This is a genomic window from Allorhizobium sp. NPDC080224 (assembly GCF_050281005.1).
Taxonomy (GTDB): Bacteria; Pseudomonadota; Alphaproteobacteria; order Rhizobiales; family Rhizobiaceae; genus Allorhizobium.
In genome coordinates this window covers 821,721-845,079 of the sequence record NZ_JBNNWJ010000001.1, presented here as the reverse complement: position 1 = coordinate 845,079, position 23,359 = coordinate 821,721, and the positions used below count along the sequence as shown (strand labels likewise).

At 62.2% G+C, this 23,359-nt stretch carries 23 protein-coding genes and 1 tRNA gene; 8 read left to right on the top strand and 16 right to left on the bottom strand.

What is annotated here, in order from left to right:
* Positions 1-6 precede the first annotated feature (6 nt).
* The 3 genes from ACQKP1_RS04045 to ACQKP1_RS04035 all read left to right on the top strand — a co-directional run bounded on the left by ACQKP1_RS04045 (position 7) and on the right by ACQKP1_RS04035 (position 3,288).
* Complete coding sequence (locus tag ACQKP1_RS04045; protein WP_427274280.1) at positions 7-744, top strand: 16S rRNA (uracil(1498)-N(3))-methyltransferase; 738 nt, start codon at positions 7-9, stop codon at positions 742-744.
* Positions 745-888: 144 nt separating this feature from the next.
* On the top strand, positions 889-2,262 hold the full coding sequence (locus ACQKP1_RS04040) for a glutamate--cysteine ligase (protein WP_427274279.1): 1,374 nt from the start codon (positions 889-891) through the stop codon (positions 2,260-2,262).
* 111 nt (positions 2,263-2,373) lie between these two features.
* Positions 2,374-3,288, top strand: coding sequence for a DUF937 domain-containing protein (locus tag ACQKP1_RS04035; protein ID WP_203013078.1), 915 nt, complete (start codon positions 2,374-2,376; stop codon positions 3,286-3,288).
* 75 nt (positions 3,289-3,363) lie between these two features.
* Here ACQKP1_RS04035 and ACQKP1_RS04030 read toward each other — a convergent pair whose 3' ends face one another.
* Complete coding sequence (locus tag ACQKP1_RS04030) at positions 3,364-5,871, bottom strand: methyl-accepting chemotaxis protein (RefSeq protein ID WP_203013076.1); 2,508 nt, start codon at positions 5,869-5,871, stop codon at positions 3,364-3,366.
* A 209-nt stretch (positions 5,872-6,080) separates the two neighbouring features.
* Positions 6,081-6,392: a DUF1127 domain-containing protein gene (locus tag ACQKP1_RS04025; RefSeq protein ID WP_427274278.1), complete on the bottom strand. Its 312-nt coding sequence runs from the start codon at positions 6,390-6,392 to the stop codon at positions 6,081-6,083.
* Positions 6,393-6,586: 194 nt separating this feature from the next.
* Here ACQKP1_RS04025 and ACQKP1_RS04020 point away from each other — a divergent pair, with 194 nt between their 5' ends.
* A complete protein-coding gene (locus tag ACQKP1_RS04020; RefSeq protein ID WP_203013072.1) occupies positions 6,587-7,540 on the top strand; it encodes a LysR substrate-binding domain-containing protein in 954 nt (317 codons plus the stop codon).
* 6 nt (positions 7,541-7,546) lie between these two features.
* Here the strand turns inward: ACQKP1_RS04020 and ACQKP1_RS04015 are convergent, their stop codons facing one another.
* Together ACQKP1_RS04015 and ACQKP1_RS04010 are read right to left on the bottom strand one after the other, a co-directional pair.
* Entirely contained in the window at positions 7,547-8,176 is a 630-nt protein-coding gene (locus ACQKP1_RS04015) for a TetR/AcrR family transcriptional regulator (RefSeq protein WP_427274277.1), read from the bottom strand.
* A gap of 134 nt (positions 8,177-8,310) precedes the next feature.
* Entirely contained in the window at positions 8,311-9,450 is a 1,140-nt protein-coding gene (locus ACQKP1_RS04010) for a DUF3734 domain-containing protein (RefSeq protein WP_427274276.1), read from the bottom strand.
* A gap of 186 nt (positions 9,451-9,636) precedes the next feature.
* On the opposite strand from ACQKP1_RS04010, the gene ACQKP1_RS04005 reads away from it, so the two are divergent.
* Entirely contained in the window at positions 9,637-10,092 is a 456-nt protein-coding gene (locus ACQKP1_RS04005; RefSeq protein ID WP_427274275.1) for a hypothetical protein, read from the top strand.
* Between the two features lie 69 nt (positions 10,093-10,161).
* Here the strand turns inward: ACQKP1_RS04005 and adhP are convergent, their stop codons facing one another.
* From adhP to guaB, 5 genes are all read right to left on the bottom strand, one after another.
* Positions 10,162-11,190: an alcohol dehydrogenase AdhP gene (adhP, locus tag ACQKP1_RS04000; RefSeq protein ID WP_427274274.1), complete on the bottom strand. Its 1,029-nt coding sequence runs from the start codon at positions 11,188-11,190 to the stop codon at positions 10,162-10,164.
* Positions 11,191-11,354: 164 nt separating this feature from the next.
* Entirely contained in the window at positions 11,355-12,230 is an 876-nt protein-coding gene (locus ACQKP1_RS03995) for a dienelactone hydrolase family protein (protein WP_427274273.1), read from the bottom strand.
* Between the two features lie 91 nt (positions 12,231-12,321).
* Entirely contained in the window at positions 12,322-12,735 is a 414-nt protein-coding gene (locus ACQKP1_RS03990) for an MAPEG family protein (protein WP_006726545.1), read from the bottom strand.
* Positions 12,736-12,771: 36 nt separating this feature from the next.
* A complete protein-coding gene (locus ACQKP1_RS03985) occupies positions 12,772-13,206 on the bottom strand; it encodes a hypothetical protein (protein WP_427274272.1) in 435 nt (144 codons plus the stop codon).
* 131 nt (positions 13,207-13,337) lie between these two features.
* On the bottom strand, positions 13,338-14,828 hold the full coding sequence (guaB, locus tag ACQKP1_RS03980; RefSeq protein WP_203013053.1) for an IMP dehydrogenase: 1,491 nt from the start codon (positions 14,826-14,828) through the stop codon (positions 13,338-13,340).
* Between the two features lie 301 nt (positions 14,829-15,129).
* Here guaB and ACQKP1_RS03975 point away from each other — a divergent pair, with 301 nt between their 5' ends.
* Positions 15,130-15,441 carry an ATPase inhibitor subunit zeta gene (locus ACQKP1_RS03975; protein WP_006726542.1) on the top strand — a complete coding sequence of 104 codons (312 nt, stop codon included), beginning with the start codon at positions 15,130-15,132 and terminating at the stop codon, positions 15,439-15,441.
* 46 nt (positions 15,442-15,487) lie between these two features.
* Here the strand turns inward: ACQKP1_RS03975 and ACQKP1_RS03970 are convergent, their stop codons facing one another.
* Together ACQKP1_RS03970 and ACQKP1_RS03965 are read right to left on the bottom strand one after the other, a co-directional pair.
* On the bottom strand, positions 15,488-16,477 hold the full coding sequence (locus ACQKP1_RS03970; RefSeq protein WP_203013050.1) for an MBL fold metallo-hydrolase: 990 nt from the start codon (positions 16,475-16,477) through the stop codon (positions 15,488-15,490).
* A complete protein-coding gene (locus ACQKP1_RS03965; RefSeq protein ID WP_427274271.1) occupies positions 16,465-16,716 on the bottom strand; it encodes a hypothetical protein in 252 nt (83 codons plus the stop codon). Before ACQKP1_RS03965 ends, ACQKP1_RS03970 begins: the two co-directional genes overlap by 13 nt.
* Here ACQKP1_RS03965 and ACQKP1_RS03960 point away from each other — a divergent pair.
* Positions 16,706-18,112, top strand: a complete 1,407-nt coding sequence (locus ACQKP1_RS03960) for a DHA2 family efflux MFS transporter permease subunit (protein ID WP_427274270.1) — start codon at positions 16,706-16,708, stop codon at positions 18,110-18,112. The genes ACQKP1_RS03965 and ACQKP1_RS03960 overlap by 11 nt on opposite strands.
* On the opposite strand, the gene ACQKP1_RS03955 is transcribed toward ACQKP1_RS03960, so the two are convergent.
* From ACQKP1_RS03955 to ACQKP1_RS03945, 3 genes are read right to left on the bottom strand one after another with little or no spacing between them, the layout of a single operon-like run.
* Positions 18,113-18,496, bottom strand: a complete 384-nt coding sequence (locus ACQKP1_RS03955; RefSeq protein WP_427274269.1) for a VOC family protein — start codon at positions 18,494-18,496, stop codon at positions 18,113-18,115.
* A gap of 56 nt (positions 18,497-18,552) precedes the next feature.
* A complete protein-coding gene (locus ACQKP1_RS03950; RefSeq protein ID WP_427274268.1) occupies positions 18,553-19,335 on the bottom strand; it encodes an RlmE family RNA methyltransferase in 783 nt (260 codons plus the stop codon).
* Between the two features lie 2 nt (positions 19,336-19,337).
* The gene (locus ACQKP1_RS03945; protein ID WP_427274267.1) at positions 19,338-20,996 is read right to left on the bottom strand and encodes a Ppx/GppA phosphatase family protein; all 1,659 of its coding nucleotides are present in this window, start codon (positions 20,994-20,996) and stop codon (positions 19,338-19,340) included.
* Between the two features lie 298 nt (positions 20,997-21,294).
* On the opposite strand from ACQKP1_RS03945, the gene ACQKP1_RS03940 reads away from it, so the two are divergent.
* A tRNA-Gln gene (locus tag ACQKP1_RS03940) sits at positions 21,295-21,368 on the top strand.
* Positions 21,369-21,599: 231 nt separating this feature from the next.
* On the opposite strand, the gene ACQKP1_RS03935 is transcribed toward ACQKP1_RS03940, so the two are convergent.
* Positions 21,600-22,373, bottom strand: coding sequence for an ABC transporter ATP-binding protein (locus ACQKP1_RS03935; RefSeq protein WP_427274266.1), 774 nt, complete (start codon positions 22,371-22,373; stop codon positions 21,600-21,602).
* 2 nt (positions 22,374-22,375) lie between these two features.
* On the bottom strand, positions 22,376-23,353 hold the full coding sequence (locus ACQKP1_RS03930; RefSeq protein WP_427274265.1) for an ABC transporter substrate-binding protein: 978 nt from the start codon (positions 23,351-23,353) through the stop codon (positions 22,376-22,378).
* Between the last annotated feature and the right edge of the window lie 6 nt (positions 23,354-23,359).

The window sequence follows — 23,359 nt, the reverse complement described above, 5'->3', positions numbered from 1 at the left end:
ACAATCATGCGTGCCAATTACCGGATGCAGCGGCTCTTTGTGACCGCCGACCTTGCTCTTGCCCAAGCCTTCGAGGCGACGGCGGAGCAGTTCAACTACCTCGCCAATGTGCTGCGTTTCGAAGAGGGTGCCGAATTACTCGTCTTCAACGGGCGGCATGGCGAGTGGAAGGCGCGCGTGCATTTTCCGACACGCAAAAAGATCATGATCACGCCGGCCGAAGAGACACGCCCGCAGCCTGACGATTGCGACCTGCATTTTCTCTTCGCACCGCTCAAGGTCGGCCGCATGGATTACCTCGTGCAGAAAGCCGTCGAGATGGGCGCCGGCATTCTACAGCCGGTAATGACACAACACGTTCAGGGCAAGATCGGCAACATCGATCGCCTGCAGGCCAATGCGGTGGAAGCCGCCGAGCAATGTGGTGTGCTCGCCATTCCGAAGGTCGTCGAGCCGGTCAAGCTCCGCGACCTGCTCGACCGCTGGCCGTCCGATCGCCGGATCATCTATTGCGACGAAGACAGCACCACGCAAAATCCCCTGCCCGCGCTCTCGCGGATCGAGGAAAAGTCGCTTGCGCTTCTGGTGGGTCCAGAGGGCGGCTTCTCCGACGAGGAACGTCAGTTGCTGAGGTCCCTGCCCTTCGTGACGGCCATTCCGCTCGGGCCCCGCATCCTGAGAGCAGACACGGCCGCGGTCGCCGCAATGGCCGTCGTGCAGGCCGCCATCGGCGACTGGCGCTAGCCTTTATTTCCACTTCACTTCGTTCCAGTTTTTTGAGCCGTGCATGAGAGATTTTCACTTGCACGGCACAGAAATCCGGTTCAATCAGCCACAGTGGTGGGCCTCGATCGAGCCCACTCGGCGACGCCCAGCAAGGTAGCTTCCATGGCCCGTGACACCACCGACCAGACCCCTCTCGGCACTCTCGACGACATGGCTGCCTATATGGCGGCCGGATCCAAGCCGAAGGAGCAGTTCCGGATCGGCACCGAGCACGAGAAGTTCGCCTTCTTCCGGGCCGACCACAGCCCGGTTCCCTATCATGGCGAAGCCAGCATCTCGGCCCTCCTCAAGGGCATGCAGGAGAAGCTCGGCTGGGAGCCGATCATGGACGGCGAGAACATCATAGGGCTCGGCGAACAACACGGCATGGGCGCGATCTCGATCGAGCCGGGCGGCCAGTTCGAACTGTCCGGCGCACCGGTCGAGACACTGCACCAGACCTGCAGGGAATCGAACCAGCATCTCGCAGTGCTTCGGGAAATCGCGGAGCCGATGGGCATCCGCTTCCTGGGGATCGGCGGCAGCCCGAAGTGGTCGCTGGCCGAGACGCCGCGTATGCCGAAATCACGCTACGACATCATGACCCGCTATATGCCGAAGGTCGGCAGCCAGGGTCTCGACATGATGTACCGGACCTGCACGATCCAGGTGAACCTCGACTTCTCGTCGGAAGCCGACATGCGGCAGAAGATGCGTGTGTCGATGAAGCTGCAGTCGCTGGCAACCGCGCTGTTCGCCTCCTCGCCGTTCACGGAAGGCAAGCCGAACGGGCTTCTCTCCTGGCGCGGCGACATCTGGCGCGACACCGACAACCGCCGCGCCGGCGTGCTGCCCTTCACCTTCTCGAAGGACTTCTCGTTCGGCGATTACGTCGCCTGGGCCATCGATGCCCCGATGTATTTCATCGTGCGCGACGGGCGCTACCACGACTGTACCCACATCACCTTCCGCCAGTTCATGGATGGCGCGCTGAAGGGCGAGATCGCCGACTGGGAGCCGCAGCTGGGGGACTGGACCAACCACCTCTCCACCCTCTTCCCCGATGTGCGCCTGAAGCGCTTCCTCGAAATGCGTGGCGCTGACGGTGGCCCGTGGCGGCGCATCTGTGCGCTGCCTGCGCTCTGGGTCGGCCTGCTCTACGATGAAACGGCGCTGGCTGCGGCCGACGATCTGACTGCCGACTGGACCGTCGAGGACGTGATTGCCATGCGCGATGCGGTTCCGGTCCAGGGGCTCAAGGCATCAGTCGCGGGGCGCCCGCTGATGGAGGTGGCACGCGAGGTCGTCGAAATGTCCCGCGCGGGGCTGAAGGCGCGCGGCCAATTGAATTCCGAAGGCCAGGACGAGACGGTGTTCCTGAACACGCTGGACGAGGTTCTCGCCAAGCGGATGACGCTGGCCGATGACATGCTGGCTCTCTACCACGGACGGTGGAACGCGTCGGTCGAGCCGGTCTTCGAGGACTATCAGTACTGAGCAAGCGATCGCGCCGCGCCTGGCATTGAGCCTTCAGGCAAAAAGCGGTTTGCCTGAAGGCCATTCCGGATATAGTGCTGAATCATCTGCACGCATCCGGGGAGAAATGCCATGCTGCCACTGTTCGACATGATGCTGCAGGCCCAGAACGGCATGGCGATGGACGCCATGGCCAAACAATATGGTCTGGCGCAGGAACAGGCCGCCAAGGCCGTTGCAGCGCTGATGCCGGCCTTCGCCTCGGGCTTCAAGCGCAACACCACCAATCCTTATGATTTCTCCGCCCTCGTCCAGGCGATGACGTCGGGCAACTATGCCAAATATTTCGAGGACATGAGCTCGGCCTTCACGCCACAGGGCATCGCCGACGGCAATCAGGTTCTCCAACAGCTCTTCGGATCGAAAGAGGTGTCGCGGGCGATCGCCGCGCAGGCAGCGCAACTGACGGGCATCGGACAGGACATCCTGAAGCAGATGATGCCCGCCATGGCCGACACGCTGATGGGTGGGCTCTTCAAGCAGACCACCGGACAGTTCCCGGGCGCCAATGCCTTTGCCGGAACGCCCATGGCGGCAATGATGCAGCAATGGCTGGAGAACACCGGCCTGCAGCCGAAGCCGCAGCCCCAGCCGGCTGCGATGGCGGCGGCGATGTTCGACAATCCGTTCATGCGCGCCTTCCAGGACATGATGGGCGGTCAGAAAAAGCCGGAACCCCAGGCAGCCGCCAACCCCTTCCTCGACAACCCCTTCACCAAGGCCTTCCAGGACATGGCTACCGCCTATACGGCGCAGATGACCGGGCAGCCAGCAGAAGCGCCGAAACCTCAGCAAGAAGCGCCAAAGGCTCCGGAGAAGGAAGCGCAGGAAAGCTTTGCGGCCATGGTCAACACCATGTTCGACAGCGGGCTTGAAGTGCAGAAGAGCTACCAGAAGAGCATGGAGCAGATCTTCGACACCTACCTTACGGCATCGCGGAAGGACGCGCCGGAGCCTGCCGATCAGGCTCCCGAAGACAAGGCTTAAGCGGCCGAAGCATCGCAGGCAAACGAAAACGGCGCGGTTTCCCGCGCCGTTTTCCATTTCAGCGGTCGTGCAGCCTCAGAATTCTTCCCATTCTCCGTCAGGCTTACCGTCCTTCGCCTGGTTGAGCTTGGCGCCAAGGCCGATCGAGATCTTGTCCATCAGCGAGCGTGCTGGAGACGCCACGGCTCGGCTTCCGGCTTCTGCCGGTGCCACCTTCGGCTTGATGAAAGATCGCGTCGCGGGCTTTGCCGCGGCTCCGGTTGATGAGGCAGGCTGGGACGGTGCCGGCGGAACCGGACGACCGAAGCTCGTGTCGCGCTGGTCGGCGAAGCGGTTCTGAATGGTCGTGGCATTGGCTTCGAGCGTGAACTGCCCGACGAGACCGGAGAGCATCTCGGCATCGCGGGTCAGCCCCGCCATGTCGGCATTGGTCTGTTCGGCAGCCCGTGCATTCTGCTGGGTGACATTCTCCATGCGGGCAACCGCATCATTGATCTCGTTGAGGCTTGCCGACTGCTGCTTGGCAGCCGACGCGATCGAATGGATGTGATCGCCGATCTGCACCACCTGGCCCGCGATCGACGAGAGCACGGTGCCGGTTTCACGAACCATGCCGACCCCGGTTGCGACTTCATCACCCGACTTGGTGATGAGGGCCTTGATGTCCTTGGCGGCGGTCGCCGAGCGCTGAGCAAGTTCGCGGACTTCCTGGGCGACGACGGCAAAGCCCTTGCCGGCTTCACCGGCACGGGCCGCCTCAACACCTGCGTTCAAGGCCAGCAGGTTGGTCTGGAAGGCGATCTCGTCGATGACGTTGATGATCTTGGAAATCTCGCTCGACGCATTCTCGATGCGCTGCATGGCATCGACGGCGCCGCCGACGATTTCGCCAGAGCGGTCGGAATTGGCCCGGGCCTCGCGAGCAAGACGCGAGGCATTCTCGGCGCGTTCCGAGGAATGGCGGATCGCATCCATGATCTGCCGGATGGCAGTCGAGGTCTCGACCAGAGCCGCCGCCTGCTGTTCGGTGCGCAGGCTGAGGTCGGCGGTGGACGAGCTCACCGTGCTGCTCTTGCGGTTGATCTCGGTGACATTGCCGTGCACGGCGGCAACGGTGCCCGACAGGCGTTCGAGCGAGGCGTTGAAGTCGAGGCGCAGCCGGTCGAGATTGCCGGCAAGCGGCTTGCGGATCGTGCCGGTCAGATCGCCATTGGCCAGACGCTGCAGACCTGTTCCGAGCACGTCGATGGCTTCGGTAAGCTCTGCTTGGGCAGCAGCACGCTCTGCCTCGCGCTGGTGACGCTCGCTTTCGGTGGCCGTGCGCCGGCTTTCGTTTTCCGCCTCGAGTTCGCGCTTGTCGATCTCGGCCTGCCGGAAGACGGCGACCGACCGCACCATGTCGCCGATTTCGTCGGAACGGTCGATACCTTTGAGGTCGATGTTCGTATTGCCGTCGGCCAGCTGACCCATGGAGCTAACGAGTTCGGAAATCGGACGGGTGAGGCTGCGCGAGAAGATAAAGCCGACCAGCGAGCCGACCAGCACGAGCACTGCACCGATGCCGACTGATTTCAGGCCCGCGGTGACCAGCTGCGCGCCCACCTCGTCCTCGCCGATCAGCGCCACAACCGCCCAGCGGACGTCGCCGAAGTCGAGCGGAACCACGGCCGCATAGCTCGTCATGTTGCGATAGCCAGTGATGTCGCCGCTCGCATCCTGGCCGCCAATGGCGCTGGCCAGCATGGATGAGGACAGGCTCACCTTCAGACTGTCGACATCTGACGTCCGGGCGCTGTCAGACACCAGCATGCCGGCCTTGTCGATCAGGACCGTTTCCCCGGTCTGACCAAGGCCTCGGGTGTTGGCAAAGATGCTGTTCAACTGATCATTGGGCAGCTGATAGGCCAGCACCCCGAGTTTGCGCTCATTCATGATGATGGGAACAGCGACAAAGGCTGCCGGCGCGCCGCCGGAGGGCGCATAGGCCTCGAATTCCGAATTAGCAAAACTTTCGGGATCGTCGCTCGCGATCGCCTTCTTGAAGACCTGCGCCAGGCCTGTGTCCTTGTAGGGGCCATCAATGAGATTGGTGGCGAAGTCCCGTTCCTTCTTCACGGTATAGACGATGTTGCCATCGGCATCGATCAGGAAGATGTCGTAGTAACCCTGCGCCTCAAGATGCTTGAGGAAGGTTGCATGGCCCTGACGGTGGGCGCGGTCGTAGCTGTCCTTCTTGGCGCTGTCGAGATTCTGCTTCTCGCCGGCGGGATTGGGGTTTTCGTCGATATAGCGCTTTTGCAGTTCAGCGGCCGGATCGTCTCCCAGCTTCGGCCAGGCACCGGTGATGCCGAACAGCGCCTGCTGGGTCATCATGTCGGCGGCGGTGCCGCGCGCGTCGAGCCTGATGGCTTCGAGGAAGCGGCGTGCCTCGTTGCGGCGACCGTCGGCTGTCGCCTCAAGCTTCTGGTAGACCTGCTCATCAAGGATGCGGCTCTGCTGAACCAGACCGATGGCCACGGAGGCACTCAGGATCACGAGGGCAAACAGCGTGGCGGCCAGGGGCAGCTTGGTCGATATACGCATGAGGGGTCTCCGAAAAAGGTAGCACGTCAGGCGTTTTCATCGCTGACATACCCTCGTTAGCAACAGGTTACTTCCGGTCGCTTTTCCCCTCGTATTTCACACCACTCATTATTATTTTAGCGTTTACAAAAAAGCCCGGTCCAGAATAATCGGACCGGGCAAGAGGCAGGGCTATTGGCTATCACCCTGCGGGGATGGATCAGCGTGTTTCAATCGGTCTTGTGACCGCGAAGGGATCGCTCGGCGCGGCGACGCGCCAGGCGGGTCAACTGCTGCGAAGGATCGTCAGCATAGCCATGTCGACGCAGTACATCCTGGACATCACCCCGGCTGAGGCCGAGGTCGTTCAGAAGGCGCTCGTCGAGATCGGCGAGGCTGTTCGCGGCAAGTCGGTTGCGCACGGCCACACGAAGGGATCCGATCCATGCCTGGAGGCGGTACAGACGCGCGGCAAGCGTCCGGGCCGGCCGGTCACCGGCGAGGTCGAGGTCAAAGTCGAGGATCCGATCGTTCGTGCGCATGGCTAGTTCCTTTCAGCGGGCACGAGGAATTTCTCCCGTCCGCGAGAAAGCGGACAGGCGATGAGGGTTGGAAGTGGATGCTTGGCCGGAGACCGGTCGGTGAGGATTACGATCACGAAGATGCCGAAAGGATATTGATCAGTCCAACGAATGTTTCTAATGGTAGCCATCAACCCTTCTGATGGATCACTCTCATGTCGGCTCCCCTCGATATCGATCAGTTGCAGACCTTTATTGCCATCGTTGACACCGGCAGCTTCACCAAGGCTGCTGGCCGTGTTTTCAAGACACAGTCCGCCGTTTCCATGCAGATGCGCCGCCTGGAAGAACGGGTCGGAAAGCAGCTGTTCATCAAGGATGGCCGGGGCAACCGGCTCACTGCCGATGGCGACAAGCTGCTGAATTATGCGCGGCGCATCATCCGGCTGAATTCGGAAGCAATCGCGGCCTTCGACGACAACAGGCTCGAGGGAACGCTCAGGATCGGCACCCCGGACGACTATGCCGACCGCTACATGCCCGAAATCATCGGACGCTTCGCCAAGACGCATCCGAATGTGGAGCTCTACATCGTCTGCGAGCCGTCGATGGATCTTGCCGACAAGATGGGCAAGGGCGAACTCGATATCGCGCTGGTGACCCACAATCCGCTGCTCAGACAGTCCGATGTCGTACGGACCGAACCGCTCTGCTGGGTTGGATCAGCCAATCACCCGCTGAAGGACGATGCGCCCGTGCCGCTCGCGGTCGGACGACGCGACTGCCAGTGGCGGCAGCTCGCCTGCTCGGCGCTGGATGCGGATGGTCGTGAGTATCAGATCCTGTTCACCAGTTGGTCTTCGACCGTCGTTGCGGCCGCTGTGCTTGCCGGCATGGCGGTGTCGATCCTGCCGGAATCAGCGCTGCGAACGGGGATGAAGGTCCTGACGGCGAATGACGGCTTTCCGCCGCTGCCGCCGGTGCAGATCGGCCTGATGAAGCGGCCAGGGCTTTCGACCTCGCTGGTCAATGCGATCACAGACCACATCACCGCCTGCCTGGACAACATCACCCCGGCACAGGTCGAGGACGACATGGATGGTGAGCCGAAGACCTATTCGCGCTACTATCCGAGGCTGCGGGCCGGGAACATGATCCCCGGCTGGTGAGGCCGATCAGAAGGCGAAGATGCTGCTGCGAATAATGCGGCGCCACTGGTCGAGGTGAACCCGTGCAACCTCGTCCGGCTGCTGGGTGGTGAAGCGGATGACCTCGCCGGTTGCGAGGATCATCAGCTTGATGTTGACGCGAAAACGTTCGAACTCGCTTTGTGGGACGAGATGCGACAGATCGCGGTAGAAGCTTGCGATGATCTGCTCGTGAAATTCGTGCGACAGCTGGGAGAGATCCTTGTCGACGACGATTGCCTGCCACAACGACATATAGATGCGTTGTTCGCGAAACATGGCATTCAGCTCAATCAAACTGTCCGCGGCGCGCTCTGCCGCCTCATCCAGCGTTTGGACATTTGCAAAGATCTGCCGGATGAATCCTTCGAGCTCGGCCGAGAACCGCTCATGCAGCGCCTTGATCACGGCCGCCTTCTGGGGAAAAAACTGGTACAGCGAACCGATCGAAATTCCGGCCCGTACCGCGATTTCGCTCATCGTTGTCTCTGCGACGCCCTTTTCGAGAAAAAGCTCGATGGCAGCCTCGAGAATGGCCTCCAGTCGCTGGATGCTTCGTTCCTGCTGCGGCTTCTTGCGAAGTTGCAGTCGCCCCTCCACGGCGTAATCGCTCATCATTCCCCCCATCCGCTGCAACCGTCATGGCTGTCAGATTTGTGTCACCGACATAAATCGAGCGGTCTGGCAAAAGTGTTAATGCAAGAGGCAGCACCCATCTTTGGTTGCTTCTCCCACAAAAAAGGTCGCGGTCCTCAAGCTTCCAGTTGCAGATGACGCTCGCGCGCCAGGTCGAAGATCTGGATGCCGTCCTTCGGGCGACCGCGATTGCGCCACTTCGGATGCTTTAGCGTATAGGAGGCGTCGTCGTAACCTGCCTTCCAATGCTCCTCGATCGAGCGGCGGGAGAATTCCGCATCCATGGCATGGGTGGCGTGCGACGCGCGCCGGTGGATCAGGTGAACGATGGTCACGTCATACTCGTGACCGATGGAACGGAGGATCTGCGCGTCCTCGTCGTCGCGGAACTCCGGCGGCAGCTTTTCGAGGAGACGCTTGGCAGCGCGGCGGACAATCTGCCGCCTCGCAAAATCGTCGGTGTTCATGCGCGTGCGGCTGGAGTAGCGGATCTCCTTGATCCGGCTTTCCACCTCGAACTGGTCGCGCGGCATGTCACCCCGCGCATTGAAGAGATCCACCTGGAAGATTTCGAGGTCGCGCGAGGCATCGTTGACATTGAGCACGTGCTGCAACGGCGTGTTGGAGACAAGGCCGCCGTCCCAATAGTGTCGGCCATCGATTTCGATCGGCGGAAATCCCGGCGGCAAGGCGCCGGAGGCGGCGATGTGACGGGCGTCGAGACGGTTCTTGCGATTGTCGAAATAGGCGAAATTGCCGGAGCGGACTTCTACTGCGCCGAGGCTCAGCCGCGTCTGGCAGTCGTTGAGGAGGTCGAAATCGATCAGCCGGTCGAGTGTCTTCATCAGCGGCTCGGTGTCGTAGAAGCTGACGCGGTGATCCGGATTGGCGAACAACTGCTGGAAGGTCGGTAAACGCGGCGAGAAGAAACCCGGAATGCCGAAGGCCATGGCGGTCATCGCCGCGGCATCGTTCTGCATCCGGCGGAGCGTATTGTCCTTGGCGGTCCAGCCAAAATCGAGAGTCGACGACACGGTGTGCCAGAAGTCCCGGAGATTGGCGATGCGCGTCTCGCGCGGGCTGCCGGCGATGATGGCAGCATTGATCGCACCGATGGAAATGCCGGCCAGCCAGTCGGGCTCCACCTCGTTTTCGTGCAAGGCCTCGTAGGCGCCTGCCTGATAGGCACCGAGCGCGCCGCCGCCCTGAAAGACGAAGATCCTGTCGGTTGCGGCGTCGGTCTCTGCTTGCGTCATGTCGCGATCCCTATCTTGCTGCAACGCAATATATAGCGACGCGTCAGTCGGGCAACCAGACCCGCCTCCTTCACTCTGCGTTCACAATTACCGCGCTCTATTGCAGGTCCCTCCAAAAGTGATGCGATGCGCCATCGCAGATCTGGATTATCAGGAGGGTGAAGCTTGTCCGGGGACCAACATCACATGATCCGATCGACTGCCATTCTCTTTTCCGCTGCGCTCGCCGCAGCCGTCTTCACAACCCAGGTCACGCGAGCCGATGAAGCCTCGGTCGATCAACAGATCGAAACCCTCCTCGGCGATGTCGCAGACTACAAGGAGCTGTTTTACGCCTTCAAGGTGGCGCTCGAGGAAGGCAAGTCCGATATCGTGGTCAGCCTCGTGAACTATCCGATCACCGTGACCATCGACGGTGACGAGGCGACCTATGCTTCGGAGCAGGAGCTGCTGGAGGCTTATGACAGCGTCTTCACCGAAACGATCGTCGAAGCCGTGTCCAACCAGGAATACGGCGATCTCTTCGTCAACTCAGAAGGCGTCATGATCGGCAATGGCGAGGTCTGGATCTCGGGCATCTGCGAAGACACCGCCTGCACCAGCGCACCGCCGCGGATCGCCGTCATCCAGTCGGGCAACTAGTCCAAGCCCACCTGTCAGAAATGCAAGAGAGGCGGCATCCGTGATACCGCCTCCATTTGTCGTTTCGGATCAGGCTGCGAGATCGAGAACGATACGGCCGTCGATCTTGCCTTCCTTCATACGGTCGAAAATCGCGTTGATGTTTTCCAGCTTGTCCCAGCTGAAATGCGAGGCGACCTTGCCTTCACCGGCAAATTGCAGGCTCTCCTCAAGGTCCTGACGCGTGCCGACGATCGAGCCGCGTACGGTGATGCGCTTCAGCACCGTCTCGAAGACCGGCAGCGAGATGAAGCCTGGCGGCAGACCGACCAGCGCCATGGTGCCCTTGGAGCGCAGGAAGCCATAGGCCTGTTCCATGGCCTTTGGCGAGACGGCTGTGACGAGTGCGCCATGTACGCCGCCGGTTGCCTTCTGTACCTGTTCGACGGCATCGGCGGCCGTGCCGTTCACGACGACATCGGCGCCAAGGTCCTTGGCAAGCTTCAGCTTGTCGTCGAAAATGTCGGCGGCGACCACATGCATGCCCATGGCCTTGGCATATTGCACGGCCATATGACCGAGGCCGCCGATTCCCGAGATGACCACCCATTCGCCCGGACGGACTTCGGTTTCCTTCAGGCCCTTGTAGACGGTAACGCCGGCGCAGAGCACGGGGGCTGCCGGACCGAATTCAAGATTATCCGGCAAGCGGCCGACATAGTCGGGGTCGGCAAGGCCATACTGAGCAAAGGTGCCGTTCACCGAGTAGCCGGTGTTCTGCTGGCTACCGCAAAGCGTTTCCCAGCCGGTGCGGCAGGGATTGCAGCAGCCGCAGGCTGTGTGCAGCCACGGCACGCCGATCCGGTCGCCTTCCTTTATGCGGGAGACGCCGGAGCCGAGCTTCGCAACATAGCCGACACCCTCATGGCCGGGAATGAAAGGCGGGTTGGGCTTGACCGGCCAGTCGCCATTGGCGGCATGCAGGTCGGTATGGCAAACGCCAGTTGCTTCGTACTTGACCAGGATCTGGCCTGGACCCGGTTCCGGGATCGCCATTTCCTCGATCACAAGCGGCTTGCCGAATTCGCGGACCACCGCAGCCTTCATTGTCGATGCCATGTCTGTCTCCCTCGCTTGATTGCTCGCAGGGCGTGTGCCCGCGATCTGGGGCAACGTTATGCGGAGAAGACCGGCTGCGACTTGATCGGCATCAAAGACGGGGAGATTTCATAGAAATGTCATGCAGGGTAACGGGGGAAGCGCGACGCCTCCCCCACCCTCGATCAGGCAAGGTTCTTCTTGAGGAACTCGACGGTGCGCGACCAGGCAAGGTCGGCAGCTGCCTTGTCGTAGCGCGCCGATGAGGTGTCGTTGTTGAAGGCGTGATTGACGCCTTCGTACATGTGCAGCTCGTAGGTCTTGCCATTGGCGTCGAGGGCGGCCTTGTAGGCGTCGATACCGGCGTTGATGCGCTCATCAAGACCCGCATAATGCAGCATCAGCGGTGCCTGGATCGACGGCACCTGATCGGCCGGGGCCTGCGAGCCGTAATAGGCGACGCCGGCGCCGAGTTCTGGGGATGCGACCGCCATGCGGTTCACCATGCCGCCGCCCCAGCAGAAGCCGATCGCACCAACCTTGCCATTGGTCTTTTCGTGCCCGGCGAGGAAGGCGCGAGTCGCCTCGCCATTGGCCGTGGCGCCAGCCATGTCCAGCGACTGGAACATGCTGCGTGCCTCGTCCTCATTGGCCGGCGTGCCACCATTGGGCGACAGGAAATCGGGCGCGAGTGCGACGAAACCCTCAAGCGCCATGCGGCGGGCGACATCGCGGATATGCGGATTGAGGCCACGGTTCTCATGGATGACGATGACGGCGGGCAGCCGGTCGGCGGCGTCCTTGGGGATCGCCAGATAACCCTTCATTTCACCGGATGCGCCGGGATAGGTCACGTCCGACACGTCGAGGCGCGCGTCCGTCTCTTCGACGATTGCGGCATTTGCCTGATTGGCGGCGAGCATCGGCATGATGGCGGCAGCGGCGGCACCGGAACCTGCAAGCGCCGTCAGCTTTTGCATGAAGCCGCGGCGGTCGAGGGTCAGGTGGGTGTATTCGTCATAGGCATCGATCATACCTTGCGTGATTTCGGGCTTCGACATGACACTCTCCTCGGGGGACGGATGGGATGCCACGGCAAGATAGGGCCGAGGCACGGAGCGCCCAGACACGTTGCCGTGAAGGGTCAAGCCGTCAGCTGGTCGCCATCCAGGCGACGAGCCACACCCACATGAGAAAGAGCGCGACGAAGCCCAGCATGAAGGAGAGACGGCGAAGCGGAAGGTTGCCGGTCAATTGCATGGCAACCTGGACGTAGCGGGCGGCGACGAAGATCCAGGCGAGCACGACGGCGACAATATTGTCGGCTTCGGTGATGAAGAGCAGCACGGACACCGCATAGAAGAGGACCGGCAGTTCGAACTGGTTGGCGATTGCCCGATTGACGACACGGCTCTCTTCTGGCTCGGCGAGGTTTTCGCGGAAGGCAATGCGCTCGACCTTGCCCGAACGGACGACCGAGGCGCGGCGCATGACCAGCAGGGCATAGAGGCAGAAAACGAGAAAGGCATGGGCCGCGAGGGGCCAGAACATTTCAAAACCGGTCATGGAAAATCACGTCCTTAAATTGATGCGGCGGAGGAATCAGGGCTCGTTTTCGGGCTTCGGGCCAAAAGTCAGCCGCAGAATGAGGATGCCCGAAATGACGAGAGCGGCAAACTTCAGACGCGTGAGCCAGGAGATGGCTTCCGCCAGAAGGTCTGCGGTGCCCGACGCCGGCATCGCGGGCGGAAAAAGCATCAGGCTCAGGATGTTTTCGGCATAGTCGACTGCCACATAGGCCGCGGGCAGAGCCGTCAGTGCCGGCAGCAGACGCTCGGCCGGGCGGCCATAGAGGGTCGCACCCGGCGCGGCCTGTCGCATCAGCAGGAAGAGAAACAGGCCAAGCACCGCCGGGAGCAGGAGGTCGGGACCGAGATGCATGGCGCGCAAGAGTTCGGCCGCTTCCGGCCTCGTCTCCAGAAGCGACTTCAGCGCAAGCAGCCCCTGCCCCGTGCTCTCAATATCCAGGTCGGGCATGGCCCGTCCGCCGGTCAATCCAACGAACGGTCGTGCAAAGCCAATATGCATCCAGGCGAGCAGCCCAGCCGACAGGACGCCGCTTGCCCAGAGGAGCGGCGCCCGGCGCGGTCCGGGTGTTCGTTCCAGGATCACGCGGCGCCCGGGTAATTCGGGCTTTCGCGGGTGATGGTCACCCCATGCGGATGGCTTTCGCGAAGGCCGGCACCGGAAATGCGCACAAAGGTCGCCTTTTCCTGGAAGTCCTTGATGTCCTTGCCGCCGACATAACCCATGGCGGCCTTCAGGCCGCCGGCGAGCTGGTGCAGCACAGCCGAGACCGGACCCTTATAGGGAACCTGGCCTTCAATGCCTTCGGGCACGAGTTTCAACGTGTCGCGCACTTCCGCCTGGAAGTAACGGTCGGCCGAGCCGCGGGCCATGGCACCGACGGAGCCCATGCCGCGATAGGCCTTGAAGGAGCGGCCCTGGTAGAGATAGACCTCGCCCGGGCTTTCATCCGTGCCAGCGAGCAGCGAGCCGACCATGACGGCGGAGGCGCCGGCCGCGATCGCCTTGGCGACGTCGCCCGAGAACTTCAGGCCACCATCGGCGATGACGGGAATGTCGAGCTTGTTGGCTTCCTCGACAGCCGCCATGACGGCTGCGAGCTGGGGAACGCCGACGCCGGCGACGACGCGGGTGGTGCAGATCGAGCCCGGGCCAATACCGACCTTGACGCAGTCAGCGCCGGCATCGATGAGCGCGCGAGTGCCCTCGCCCGTTGCCACGTTGCCGGCGATGATGCGGATGGCGTTCGACATCTTCTTCACATGCGCGACGGCATCCAGAACCTTCTGGCTGTGGCCATGGGCGGTATCGACGACGATCACGTCACAGCCGGCGTCGATCAGGCGCTCGGCACGCTCGACGCCGTCGTCACCGGTGGAGATCGCAGCGGCGACGCGCAGACGCCCTTGCGCATCCTTAGCGGCATGCGGGTTAAGCTGCGACTTCTCGATATCCTTGACGGTGATAAGGCCGACGCAACGGCCTTCATTGTCGATGACAAGGAGCTTCTCGATGCGGTGGGCATGCAGGAGGCGCTTGGCTTCTTGTTGATCGACCCCATCCTTGACCGTCACGAGGTTTTCGCGGGTCATCAGTTCGTAGATTTTCTGGCTCGGATCAGACGCAAAGCGCACGTCGCGGTTGGTCAGAATGCCGACGAGGCGGCCGGGACGGCTTGAGCCTTCGACAACCGGAATGCCGGAAATGCCATGGGCGCCCATCAGCGCCTTGGCTTCGGCCAGTGTTGCCTCGGGGCCGATGGTCACCGGATTGACGACCATGCCGCTCTCGAACTTCTTGACCTGGCGGACCTCTTCGGCCTGCTCGGTGGGGGTCAGGTTGCGGTGGATGACGCCGATGCCGCCGGCCTGGGCCATGGCGATCGCAAGGCGGCTTTCGGTTACGGTATCCATGGCGGAGGAGAGGATCGGAAGAGAGAGGTCGATGTCCCGGGCAATCCGCGTCGCGATGTTGGTCTGCCCCGGCATCACTTCGGAGTGCCCCGGCTGCAGGAGGACGTCGTCAAAGGTGAGCGCTTCTGCGCCAGTTGCCGACATTACGATGCGTGCCATTGCCAATTCCTTCGTTTGAATAGGCAGAATCCGGCCGGAAAACGAGAAATCCCGTTCGGTCGCTTCTGCATGAAATGCTTGGAAGTTGGCGAGGGCTGGTAACACGTTCATGACAGGAAAGGAATAGCAAAAGCTGGCAAAGTTCCCAGGCGGCCGATCGAGGCCGCGCCAATACAGAAAAATCCGCGATCGTTAGAATTGTATCGAGCTGCTACACGGTCCTTGAAGCTCTTGCTTATATAAGGGATGTGCTCTCGGGGCTGGGGGCACAACCAAGAACAAGAAGACCAGGGGATCGACAATGACTGCATTGAAGAAGCGTGCTCAGGCACTCGAAAACCAGTTCGCCCGCCAGGCGGAAATCCAGTTCAAGGCCCGCGTGCGCGGCAGCAAGATGGTCGGCCGATGGGCTGCCTATACGATGGGGCTCGACGATGTCGAAGCCTATGCGCGCACCGTTGCCGTCAAGCAGGTTGTCGAGCCGCATCGGCTGCTTGAGCAGTTGCGCCAGGACTTTTCCTCGGCAGGTGTCGCTGTGAGCGATGCCGATATCGACAGCCGCATCCATCAGTTCATCGAGCAGGCCACCGACGAAATCTTCGCCGGTCAGTAATCCTTACAATGAAGGGGCCGCACCTTTGCGCGGCCCCTGATCTGGCTCAGATGTCGAACTGGTAGGCCTTCGGCACGTAGCGATAGCCCTGGTCGACCTTCTCGACATAACCGACAGCCGGGAACGGCATGTGATAGCCGAGGAAAGCGAGCTTGTCGGTCGCCAGCATGTCGAAGACCCTGGCACGGGTCGCGGCGGCGGCGGCCTTATCCATGTCGAATCGCACTTCCCAATCCGGACGCTGCAGCGACAGGACGAAGTGGTTCGCGGTGTCCGCCGTCAGAACAAGTTCGCGACCTTCCGATTCCAGACGATAGATCATGTGGCCCGGCGAATGGCCGAAGGCCGCCATGCCAGTCACGCCGGAGACAACTTCGCCTCCATCGCCGATGAAGGTCATCTTGTCTGCCATGGGCTGAACATTGGCGAGGACCGCGTTGTGGCCGTTTTCGGCCGGGGTGCCGGCGCGGGCCGTATCGACCCAGAAGTCGTACTCAGCCTGACCTGTCACATAGCGCGCATTCGGGAAGGCCGGCTGACCGCCCTCCATCAGGCCGCCGATATGGTCGCCATGCATGTGGGTCAGGACCACGATGCTGACGTCCTCGCGCTTGTAGCCAGCAGCGGTCAGACCTTCTGCCAGTCGACCAAGACCATTGGCGCGACCGCCCTCACCGAGACCGGTGTCGAACAGAATAACCTCGGAGCCGGTGTTCACGAGCACGGGGGCGAAGCTGTTGACGAAGTTGTCAGGCGGCAGAAAGTTCGCTTCCAGAAGGGCGCCCACAGTTTCCACGCTCTGATTGGTGCCGAAGGTTTCCTGCGGGTTGCCGGAGGGCCGTGCGCCATCCTTGACCACGACGACCTCGAACTTGCCGACGTTGAAGCGGTGGGTTTCCGGCGGCATGGCGTGATTGATATTCATTGACGTATCGGCTCCCGACTGCTGTGCAACTGCAGCCCGGGTCATGATCAGCGGGGCGGCCAAGGCTACACCGGCGCTTCCGAGCAACATGCGTCTTTTCATCGAAACCATTGCAATCTCCTCAAAAAAATCACCTCGCCCCTGCGCGGGCTGACCTCGACATAGGGGAAAGCTTCGCGCCGGGTAGCGCTCTCACACCATCGTGATGGTGTTTCGCCGCAGGTGTCGGAACCGCGGCTCGCTGCAGACTGCCGATCGTAATTGTCGAGTTTCAACCGCAGCGCGATTGGGGTATGAGAACCGGCCTCTGCCGCAGCTGCGGTGCCGCCCGGAATGCCGATGAACCGCATCACGCCCCTGATCCTCGCCGTCGCGCTCTTCATGGAGCAAATGGACTCGACCGTGATCGCCACGGCGCTTCCCACGATCGCAGCCGATCTCGGGGTGGGGCCGATTACGCTGAAGCTGGCGCTCACCTCCTATATGGTGGCGCTTGCGATCTTTATTCCGGCGAGTGGCTGGATGGCGGATCGCTACGGCGCCAAGCGGGTGTTTCGTGCGGCGATCGTCGTCTTCATGCTGGGCTCGCTCTTCTGCGCCATCTCCGATTCGCTTCTTACCTTCGTTTCTGCCCGCTTCCTGCAGGGCATGGGCGGGGCTATGATGACGCCGGTCGGACGTCTCGTTCTCTTGCGCACCACGAAGAAGAGCGAACTCGTCTCCGCCATGGCGCTCCTGACCATTCCCGGCCTGCTTGGCCCGATTACCGGGCCGCCGGTCGGCGGGTTCATCACGACATTCTTCAGCTGGCACTGGATCTTCCTGATCAATATCCCGATCGGTCTCGCCGGCCTCTGGCTGTCCAGCGTCTACCTTCCCGAGATCGAGCCGGTCGAGACGGCGCGGATCGACTGGAAGGGCTTTTTCCTGAGCGCTTCGGCGGCATCCGGTCTGGTCTTCGGTCTATCGGTCATGAGCCTTCCGGCTTTGCCTATCTGGGTCGGTGCCGCCGCGACCTTGATCGGCATTTTGTCGATGATCCTCTACGTGCTGCACGCCCGGCGACATCCCGCACCCATCCTGAACCTCACCCTCTTTGCCAACAGAAGCTTCCGCGCCTCGGTCGTCGGCGGCACGCTGTTCCGGATCGCGGCCGGTGCCACGCCTTTCCTGCTGCCGCTGATGCTGCAGCTCGGCTTCGGCATGACCGCCTTCGAATCCGGCATGATCACCTTCATTGCCGCCGTCGGGGCGATCTCCACCAAGTTCATCGCAAGACGTGCCTTTGCCGCTCTGGGCTTCCGCAACGTGCTGATCATGGCCGGCATCTTCGGCGCGCTGACCACGGCCGCCAATGCGCTGTTCACGCCGGCGACGCCTGTTCTTCTGATCATGGCGATCCTGCTTGTCGGCGGCTTCTGCCGCTCGTTCTTCTTCACCGGAGTGAACACCCTTGGCTATGCAGAGATCGAGGATCGCGCTGCCTCGCAAGCGACCTCGCTCACCTCCGTACTGCAGCAGGTGAGCCTGGCGCTCGGCGTCGCCGCCGCCGCCTCGATCCTCGAAGCCAGCACGCGGATGTCAGGCGGGGAGCTGTCGCTCGGTGATTTCCATCTGGCGTTTGCGATCGTCGCAGGACTGTCGCTGTTTGCGGTCGTCCCCTTCTTCGGCCTGCCGCGCGACGTCGGCTCGGCCGTTTCCGGCTACCGGCGGGCAAGCGAGGACGAGACCATTAGTGTGAAGTGACTATTCGGGCCGCTCGCAAAGCGCCGAAAGCTTATTGCCGTCGGGATCGCGGACGTAACAGGCATAGAAATTGGGATGAAAGTGGCGAATGCCGGGGGCGCCGTCGTCCGTGCCGCCATGGACGATTGCTGCGGCATGGAACGCATCGACTGCTGCCCGCGAAGACGCCTCGAAGGCCGGCATGGAGCCATTGCCCACCGATGCCGCGCGGCGATCGAAGGGATGATTGATCCAGAACCGGCAGCGGCTATCGCCGGTGGTGGCATAACCCGCCTCGTTCTCGTCCGTTTCACGGCGCTCGATACCGAGCGTGGCAAGGACGGCATCATAGAAGCGGATGGCGCGAGGCAGATCGTTGATGCCGACGGTGATATAAGTAAACATGACGGACGCTCCCTCCGCTTAGCCCCGGCTCAAGACACCGCGCTTCCAGCTTGGCCTCAGTCCTGATCCAGATCCTCGGTGGCGGGAATATCTTCGCGCGGATCGCGGGCGAAACCTTCCTCGTCGAGTTCGACAACGCCTGGGCCATTGCGGCCCTTGAAGCCTTTGGCAAGCAGGAACATCTCGACCGATTCCTGGCGCGACGAGGCTGGCTTGATATGCAGGACCTGGCGGAAATTCTGCTTCAACATGTTGAGCAGATCCTTTTCCGTGCCGCCCTGGAAGGTCTTGGCAAGGAAATGTCCGCCTTCGGCCAGAACCTCGACGGCAAAGTGTGCCGCCACTTCGCACAGATGCATGGTGCGAATATGGTCGGTCTTCTGGTGGCCGGTGGTGGGGGCTGCCATGTCCGACAGGACGAGGTTCGGCGTGCCGCCGACGGCCTCGATCAGCTGGCGGGGTGCGTCCGGATCCAGGAAGTCGAGCTGCAGGATCTTCACGCCTGGAATCTGCGCCATTTCGAGGAAATCGATTGCGGCGACGCGGATGTCCTCGTCGGTGGAATCGGTCACCTTGGCGGCGATCTGCGACCAGCTGCCGGGGGCAGCGCCAAGGTCGATGATGCGCTTGGCGCCCTTCAGGACCTGATGCTTCTCGTCGATCTCCAGCAGCTTGAAGGCGGCGCGGGCGCGGTAGCCCTCGAGCTTGGCCCGCTGGACATAGGGGTCATTGATGTGGCGCTCGAGCCAGCGTCTGGACGAGGCCTTGAGCTTGCCCTTCTTGACCTTCTGGCCGAGCTTGCGGCCCGTGCGGTTGCCGCCGATGGGTGGTTTCGCCATGGTCAGCGCTCCCTCAAAACTGGAGGACGTCGGTTGCGGCCGCGGCGCCAAACGCCGTCATCGGCCATCATGTCGGTGAGCAGGCCTTCGCGCAGGCCGCGATCGGCGACGCGCATGCGGCTCGAGGGCCAGCGACGGCGGATCGCTTCGAGGATCGCGCAGCCGGCCAGAACGAGGTCGGCGCGATCAGGGCCGATGCAGGGATTGGCGGCGCGACCGGCATAATCCCAGGAGAGGAGTTTCGCCTGCATCGCCGTCACCTCGGCATCGGAGAGCCAGAGGCCATCGACCTTGCGACGATCGTAGCGCGGCAAGTCGAGATGCACGCCGGCCAGCGTCGTCACTGTTCCCGAGGTGCCGATCAGGTGGAAATCATCCATGCTGCGGGGGATATCGGGGCATTCGAACTTCGCCAGCATGCCCTCGACCTCGCGGATCATGCCTTCGAAAATATCAGGCGTGACGTCGCGACCGCCATGGCGCTCGGAGAGCGTCACCACGCCCACGGGCAGCGAGGTCCAGTGGGTGATGTGGTTGGCAAGCCGGCTGGAGCGGTTGTCGTGGATGCGGATGACCGCAATCTCCGAGGAGCCGCCGCCGATGTCGAAGAGCACCACGGAGCGCGCTTCCCGGCCGACGAGCGAAGAGCAGCCGGAAACGGCAAGCCGTGCCTCGGTCTCGCGGTTGATGATCTCAAGCTGCAGCCCGGTTTCGGCGGTGACACGCTCCAGGAAGAGCTCACCGTTTTCCGCCGCACGGCAGGCTTCGGTTGCGATCAGCCGCATCCGCCTGATGTCACGGCCAGACAGCTTGCTGGCGCAGACGCGCAGGGCGTCGACCGAGCGGTCCATGGCGTCCTGCGACAGGCGGCCGGTGGTGCCAAGGCCTTCGCCGAGACGCACGATGCGGGAAAAGGCATCCACGACACGGAACTGGCCAGGCCGGGTCGGCTGGGCAATCAGCAGGCGGCAATTGTTGGTGCCAAGATCGAGTGCCGCATAGAGGTCATCCGGCCCGCCGTCCTGGGCCGGGCGGACCCGCTCAACAGCGGGCACGGTCTTTTGCGGCACATGGGCAACCGGATGTGCGTGGGGTGCAGCGTGCGCCTGGGCTCGACTCGGCTTTGCCGCAGCGGCCGAGGGCGGCTCGGAACCGGCCAGCGGGCGCACATGGCCCGGCTTCTGGGCTACCGCATGGCGATTTCGATTGCGCTTGCGCTTGCGACCGGAGCGCGGGCTTGCCGGATCCGACCCGCCTTGCTCTCCGATCCGCGCCGCACGCGACTGAGGCTGCATGCCCTGCTCGCTGCGGCCGTTGTCCCGCAGGTTCGCGGACGCCGCAGTCTCTGTGCTGCCCGTCACACCACGGTCATGGATCTTACCGTTGGGGTTGCCAATCGTCGCATCCGCAGCGCCGGGACCGCCGCCCTTGCCGCGACGACGGCGCTTTCGCTTGCGGATGGGGCCATCCGCAAAGACTGATTCGGAACGTCGCTCGGCGACCGGCATGTCCGCCGATCCTGCCGAGGCAGAAGCCTCGTGACCGTTTTTCACCGGCCCCGTCTTCTTGCCCTTGCCGCGCCGACGGGAAGATCCGCCCTTGCGCTTGCCTGTCGACGCCCCCTCGCTGTTCGGCTGTCCGCCGCGATTGGGGTCTGTCACTGAAGTTTTCCACTGCACCGCGCAAGGCGCCAAAACTGACGCATGCCGCAGGTGTCATCATTCGTTTCGTTGGACAAAGCATACCAGCGCCGGCCCGGAGCACCAAACGGTTTTTCGACAGGGGCGCTGAGAGCGTCAGGCCCGGCTGCGAGCGGCCGACCACCGCCCTCCTCGGACGGCTTGCAACCTCGCTTCAGCCGCCTTTTGTGAAAGCTGTCATTTTTTTGAAATTCGGTCTTTGCAATGCCGGATGTTTTGGCTATAAGCCCGCTCACCGATCGCGGCAGCGATACCCTGGTGGGGAATAGTTCAACGGTAGAACGACGGACTCTGACTCCGTTAATCTTGGTTCGAATCCAGGTTCCCCAGCCAAACTTTTTCAGCTAAAAATTGCGTATGGATAACAGTGACTTGGTGCAGCCGCTATGGCGTGTGCGGACCTCTCCCGCGAACGCCGACCTCAAAGGGCTGCGGAGGCAAATTTCCGGTTATCGGCATCATGTAAAAATAGCTGCCACAGTTTGGCTCGCGTCGCTTGCCGCCCGCTAAAGGCGAAGAAAGAAGCGCAGCCAAAGACCGCGCTTCCTCTTCATCCGACCCATTTCAATGCAATCCAAAAAGCCCGAGCAGTTCCTCTCGCTGGCGCACGAAAGCAGAAGCGCTGCGATCGCGGGGCCGGGGCAAGTCGATGTCGATCAGCCGGGGTTCACCGCCCTTCTCGCGGGGCAGAATCAGGATGCGGTCGGCGAGGAAAATTGCTTCTTCGAGATCGTGGGTGACGAGCACCGTCGTCACGTCCTCCTCCTTCCAGATCCGTGCCAGTTCCTGCTGCATGCCAATCTTTGTCATGGCATCCAGCGCACCGAGCGGTTCGTCGAGAAGCAGGATTTCCGGCTGGACGGCAAGCGCGCGGGCGATACCGACGCGTTGCGCCATACCGCCTGAGAGCTGTCGCGGATAGGCGGTTTCGAAGCCCTTGAGGCCTACAAGGTCGACGTAACGCTGCGAGATGAAGTGCGCCTCGTCGCGGGAGAGGCCTCTCGTCTCAAGGCCGAAGCCGATGTTATCGATAACGGTCAGCCACGGCAGGAGGCGCGGTTCCTGGAAGATGACGGCCCGTTCGGTACCGACGCCGCGAATACGACGGCCGTCGATCAGGACATCGCCGCTGTCCGCATCTTCGAGCCCCGCCAGTATCCGCAAAAGTGTCGTCTTGCCCGACCCGCTTGCGCCGACGATCGCCAGGCTTTCGCCCGAGCGAATGGCGAGGCTGAGATCCTTCAGGACCGGAAGCGGCTTTCCGTTGAGAGTATAGGTCTTGGAGAGGTGACGGATCGTCACCTCTCCGCGAATGCTGTTGGACTGAGCGAGCGCCATGATCAATTGCTCGCCGTCTCGGGGGAATAGAGGATCTCGTTGGCCGAGAGCTGGCCCTCCTTCAGCTTGCCTTCACGGACGAGGACGTCGATCCAGAACTGCAGGTCGCGCTCGACTGCCTTGCCGCCGGGTCGCACACCATAGCCTCGGAAGAACTGTGCGATGTCAGGGTTCTCGCCACGCTCGGCCAGTGCCTTGGCGAAGATCTTCTTGGTCTCCTCTGGGTTTTCGCGGGCATAGTCGAGGGCGCGCTCGGATTGTTCGACGAACACCTTCGCCGCTTCGCGGTGCTTTTCGACGAAGTCGCGGCGCAAGACGATGAAGCCGCCAGCGATTTCGCCGAGCACATCGGTGTCGTCGAAGATCGCGCGGAGCCCACCCTTCTGCTTCGCCGCACCTTCGAACGTCGTCTGCCAGTAGCCGAAGGCCGAGACGTCGACCTGACCGGAGCGCAGGACCTGTTCAAGCTGCGGGCCAGGAACGACGATCTGGTTGGCGGCATCAGACGGCAAACCGACGGAATGCAGCGCCTCGCGGATCGTGTAGTCGAGATGGGCACCGAGCGTGTTCACGGCGATCGTCTTTCCGGCGATGTCCTTGATCTCGCGGATGGGGCTGTCTTCCAACACGTAGAAGATCGACTGGACCTCGTCGTTGATGCCGTTCGAGGGATAGGCCGCGACAAAGTCGTTACCGCCGATGATCGAGTTCAGAACAGCCGAGGTGGCAGCACTGCCGATCTCGACATCGCCGGACGCCAGCGCAATCAGCGAGGCCGGGCCGCCAGTGGCATAGCCGACATTCTCGATGGTGATGCCGGTGCCATCGAAATAGCCCAGCTCGGCGGCGAACTCATGGGCGGACAATCCGCCCTGGCTGGCGAGATAACGGAACTTGACTTCCTCCGCGGCAAAGGCGGAGCCCGAGAGCGCAAAGGTAATCGCGGCGGAAAGAGCGAGCTTGCGGGAATGGAAGATCATGGGAGT

Coding starts and splice junctions, on each gene's coding strand:
- ACQKP1_RS03990 (WP_006726545.1), bottom strand. CDS start 12,735: ATGACCGGTTTTGAAATGTTCTGGCCCCTCGCGGCCCATGCCTTTCTC.
- ACQKP1_RS04020 (WP_203013072.1), top strand. CDS start 6,587: ATGTCGGCTCCCCTCGATATCGATCAGTTGCAGACCTTTATTGCCATC.
- ACQKP1_RS04005 (WP_427274275.1), top strand. CDS start 9,637: ATGATCCGATCGACTGCCATTCTCTTTTCCGCTGCGCTCGCCGCAGCC.
- ACQKP1_RS03985 (WP_427274272.1), bottom strand. CDS start 13,206: ATGCCCGACCTGGATATTGAGAGCACGGGGCAGGGGCTGCTTGCGCTG.
- ACQKP1_RS03955 (WP_427274269.1), bottom strand. CDS start 18,496: ATGTTTACTTATATCACCGTCGGCATCAACGATCTGCCTCGCGCCATC.
- ACQKP1_RS03960 (WP_427274270.1), top strand. CDS start 16,706: ATGAACCGCATCACGCCCCTGATCCTCGCCGTCGCGCTCTTCATGGAG.
- ACQKP1_RS04045 (WP_427274280.1), top strand. CDS start 7: ATGCGTGCCAATTACCGGATGCAGCGGCTCTTTGTGACCGCCGACCTT.
- ACQKP1_RS03950 (WP_427274268.1), bottom strand. CDS start 19,335: ATGGCGAAACCACCCATCGGCGGCAACCGCACGGGCCGCAAGCTCGGC.
- adhP (WP_427274274.1), bottom strand. CDS start 11,190: ATGGCATCGACAATGAAGGCTGCGGTGGTCCGCGAATTCGGCAAGCCG.
- guaB (WP_203013053.1), bottom strand. CDS start 14,828: ATGGCACGCATCGTAATGTCGGCAACTGGCGCAGAAGCGCTCACCTTT.
- ACQKP1_RS03975 (WP_006726542.1), top strand. CDS start 15,130: ATGACTGCATTGAAGAAGCGTGCTCAGGCACTCGAAAACCAGTTCGCC.
- ACQKP1_RS03965 (WP_427274271.1), bottom strand. CDS start 16,716: ATGCGGTTCATCGGCATTCCGGGCGGCACCGCAGCTGCGGCAGAGGCC.
- ACQKP1_RS03930 (WP_427274265.1), bottom strand. CDS start 23,353: ATGATCTTCCATTCCCGCAAGCTCGCTCTTTCCGCCGCGATTACCTTT.
- ACQKP1_RS04015 (WP_427274277.1), bottom strand. CDS start 8,176: ATGATGAGCGATTACGCCGTGGAGGGGCGACTGCAACTTCGCAAGAAG.
- ACQKP1_RS04030 (WP_203013076.1), bottom strand. CDS start 5,871: ATGCGTATATCGACCAAGCTGCCCCTGGCCGCCACGCTGTTTGCCCTC.
- ACQKP1_RS04035 (WP_203013078.1), top strand. CDS start 2,374: ATGCTGCCACTGTTCGACATGATGCTGCAGGCCCAGAACGGCATGGCG.
- ACQKP1_RS04025 (WP_427274278.1), bottom strand. CDS start 6,392: ATGCGCACGAACGATCGGATCCTCGACTTTGACCTCGACCTCGCCGGT.
- ACQKP1_RS03995 (WP_427274273.1), bottom strand. CDS start 12,230: ATGTCGAAGCCCGAAATCACGCAAGGTATGATCGATGCCTATGACGAA.
- ACQKP1_RS04040 (WP_427274279.1), top strand. CDS start 889: ATGGCCCGTGACACCACCGACCAGACCCCTCTCGGCACTCTCGACGAC.
- ACQKP1_RS03970 (WP_203013050.1), bottom strand. CDS start 16,477: ATGGTTTCGATGAAAAGACGCATGTTGCTCGGAAGCGCCGGTGTAGCC.
- ACQKP1_RS03935 (WP_427274266.1), bottom strand. CDS start 22,373: ATGGCGCTCGCTCAGTCCAACAGCATTCGCGGAGAGGTGACGATCCGT.
- ACQKP1_RS04010 (WP_427274276.1), bottom strand. CDS start 9,450: ATGACGCAAGCAGAGACCGACGCCGCAACCGACAGGATCTTCGTCTTT.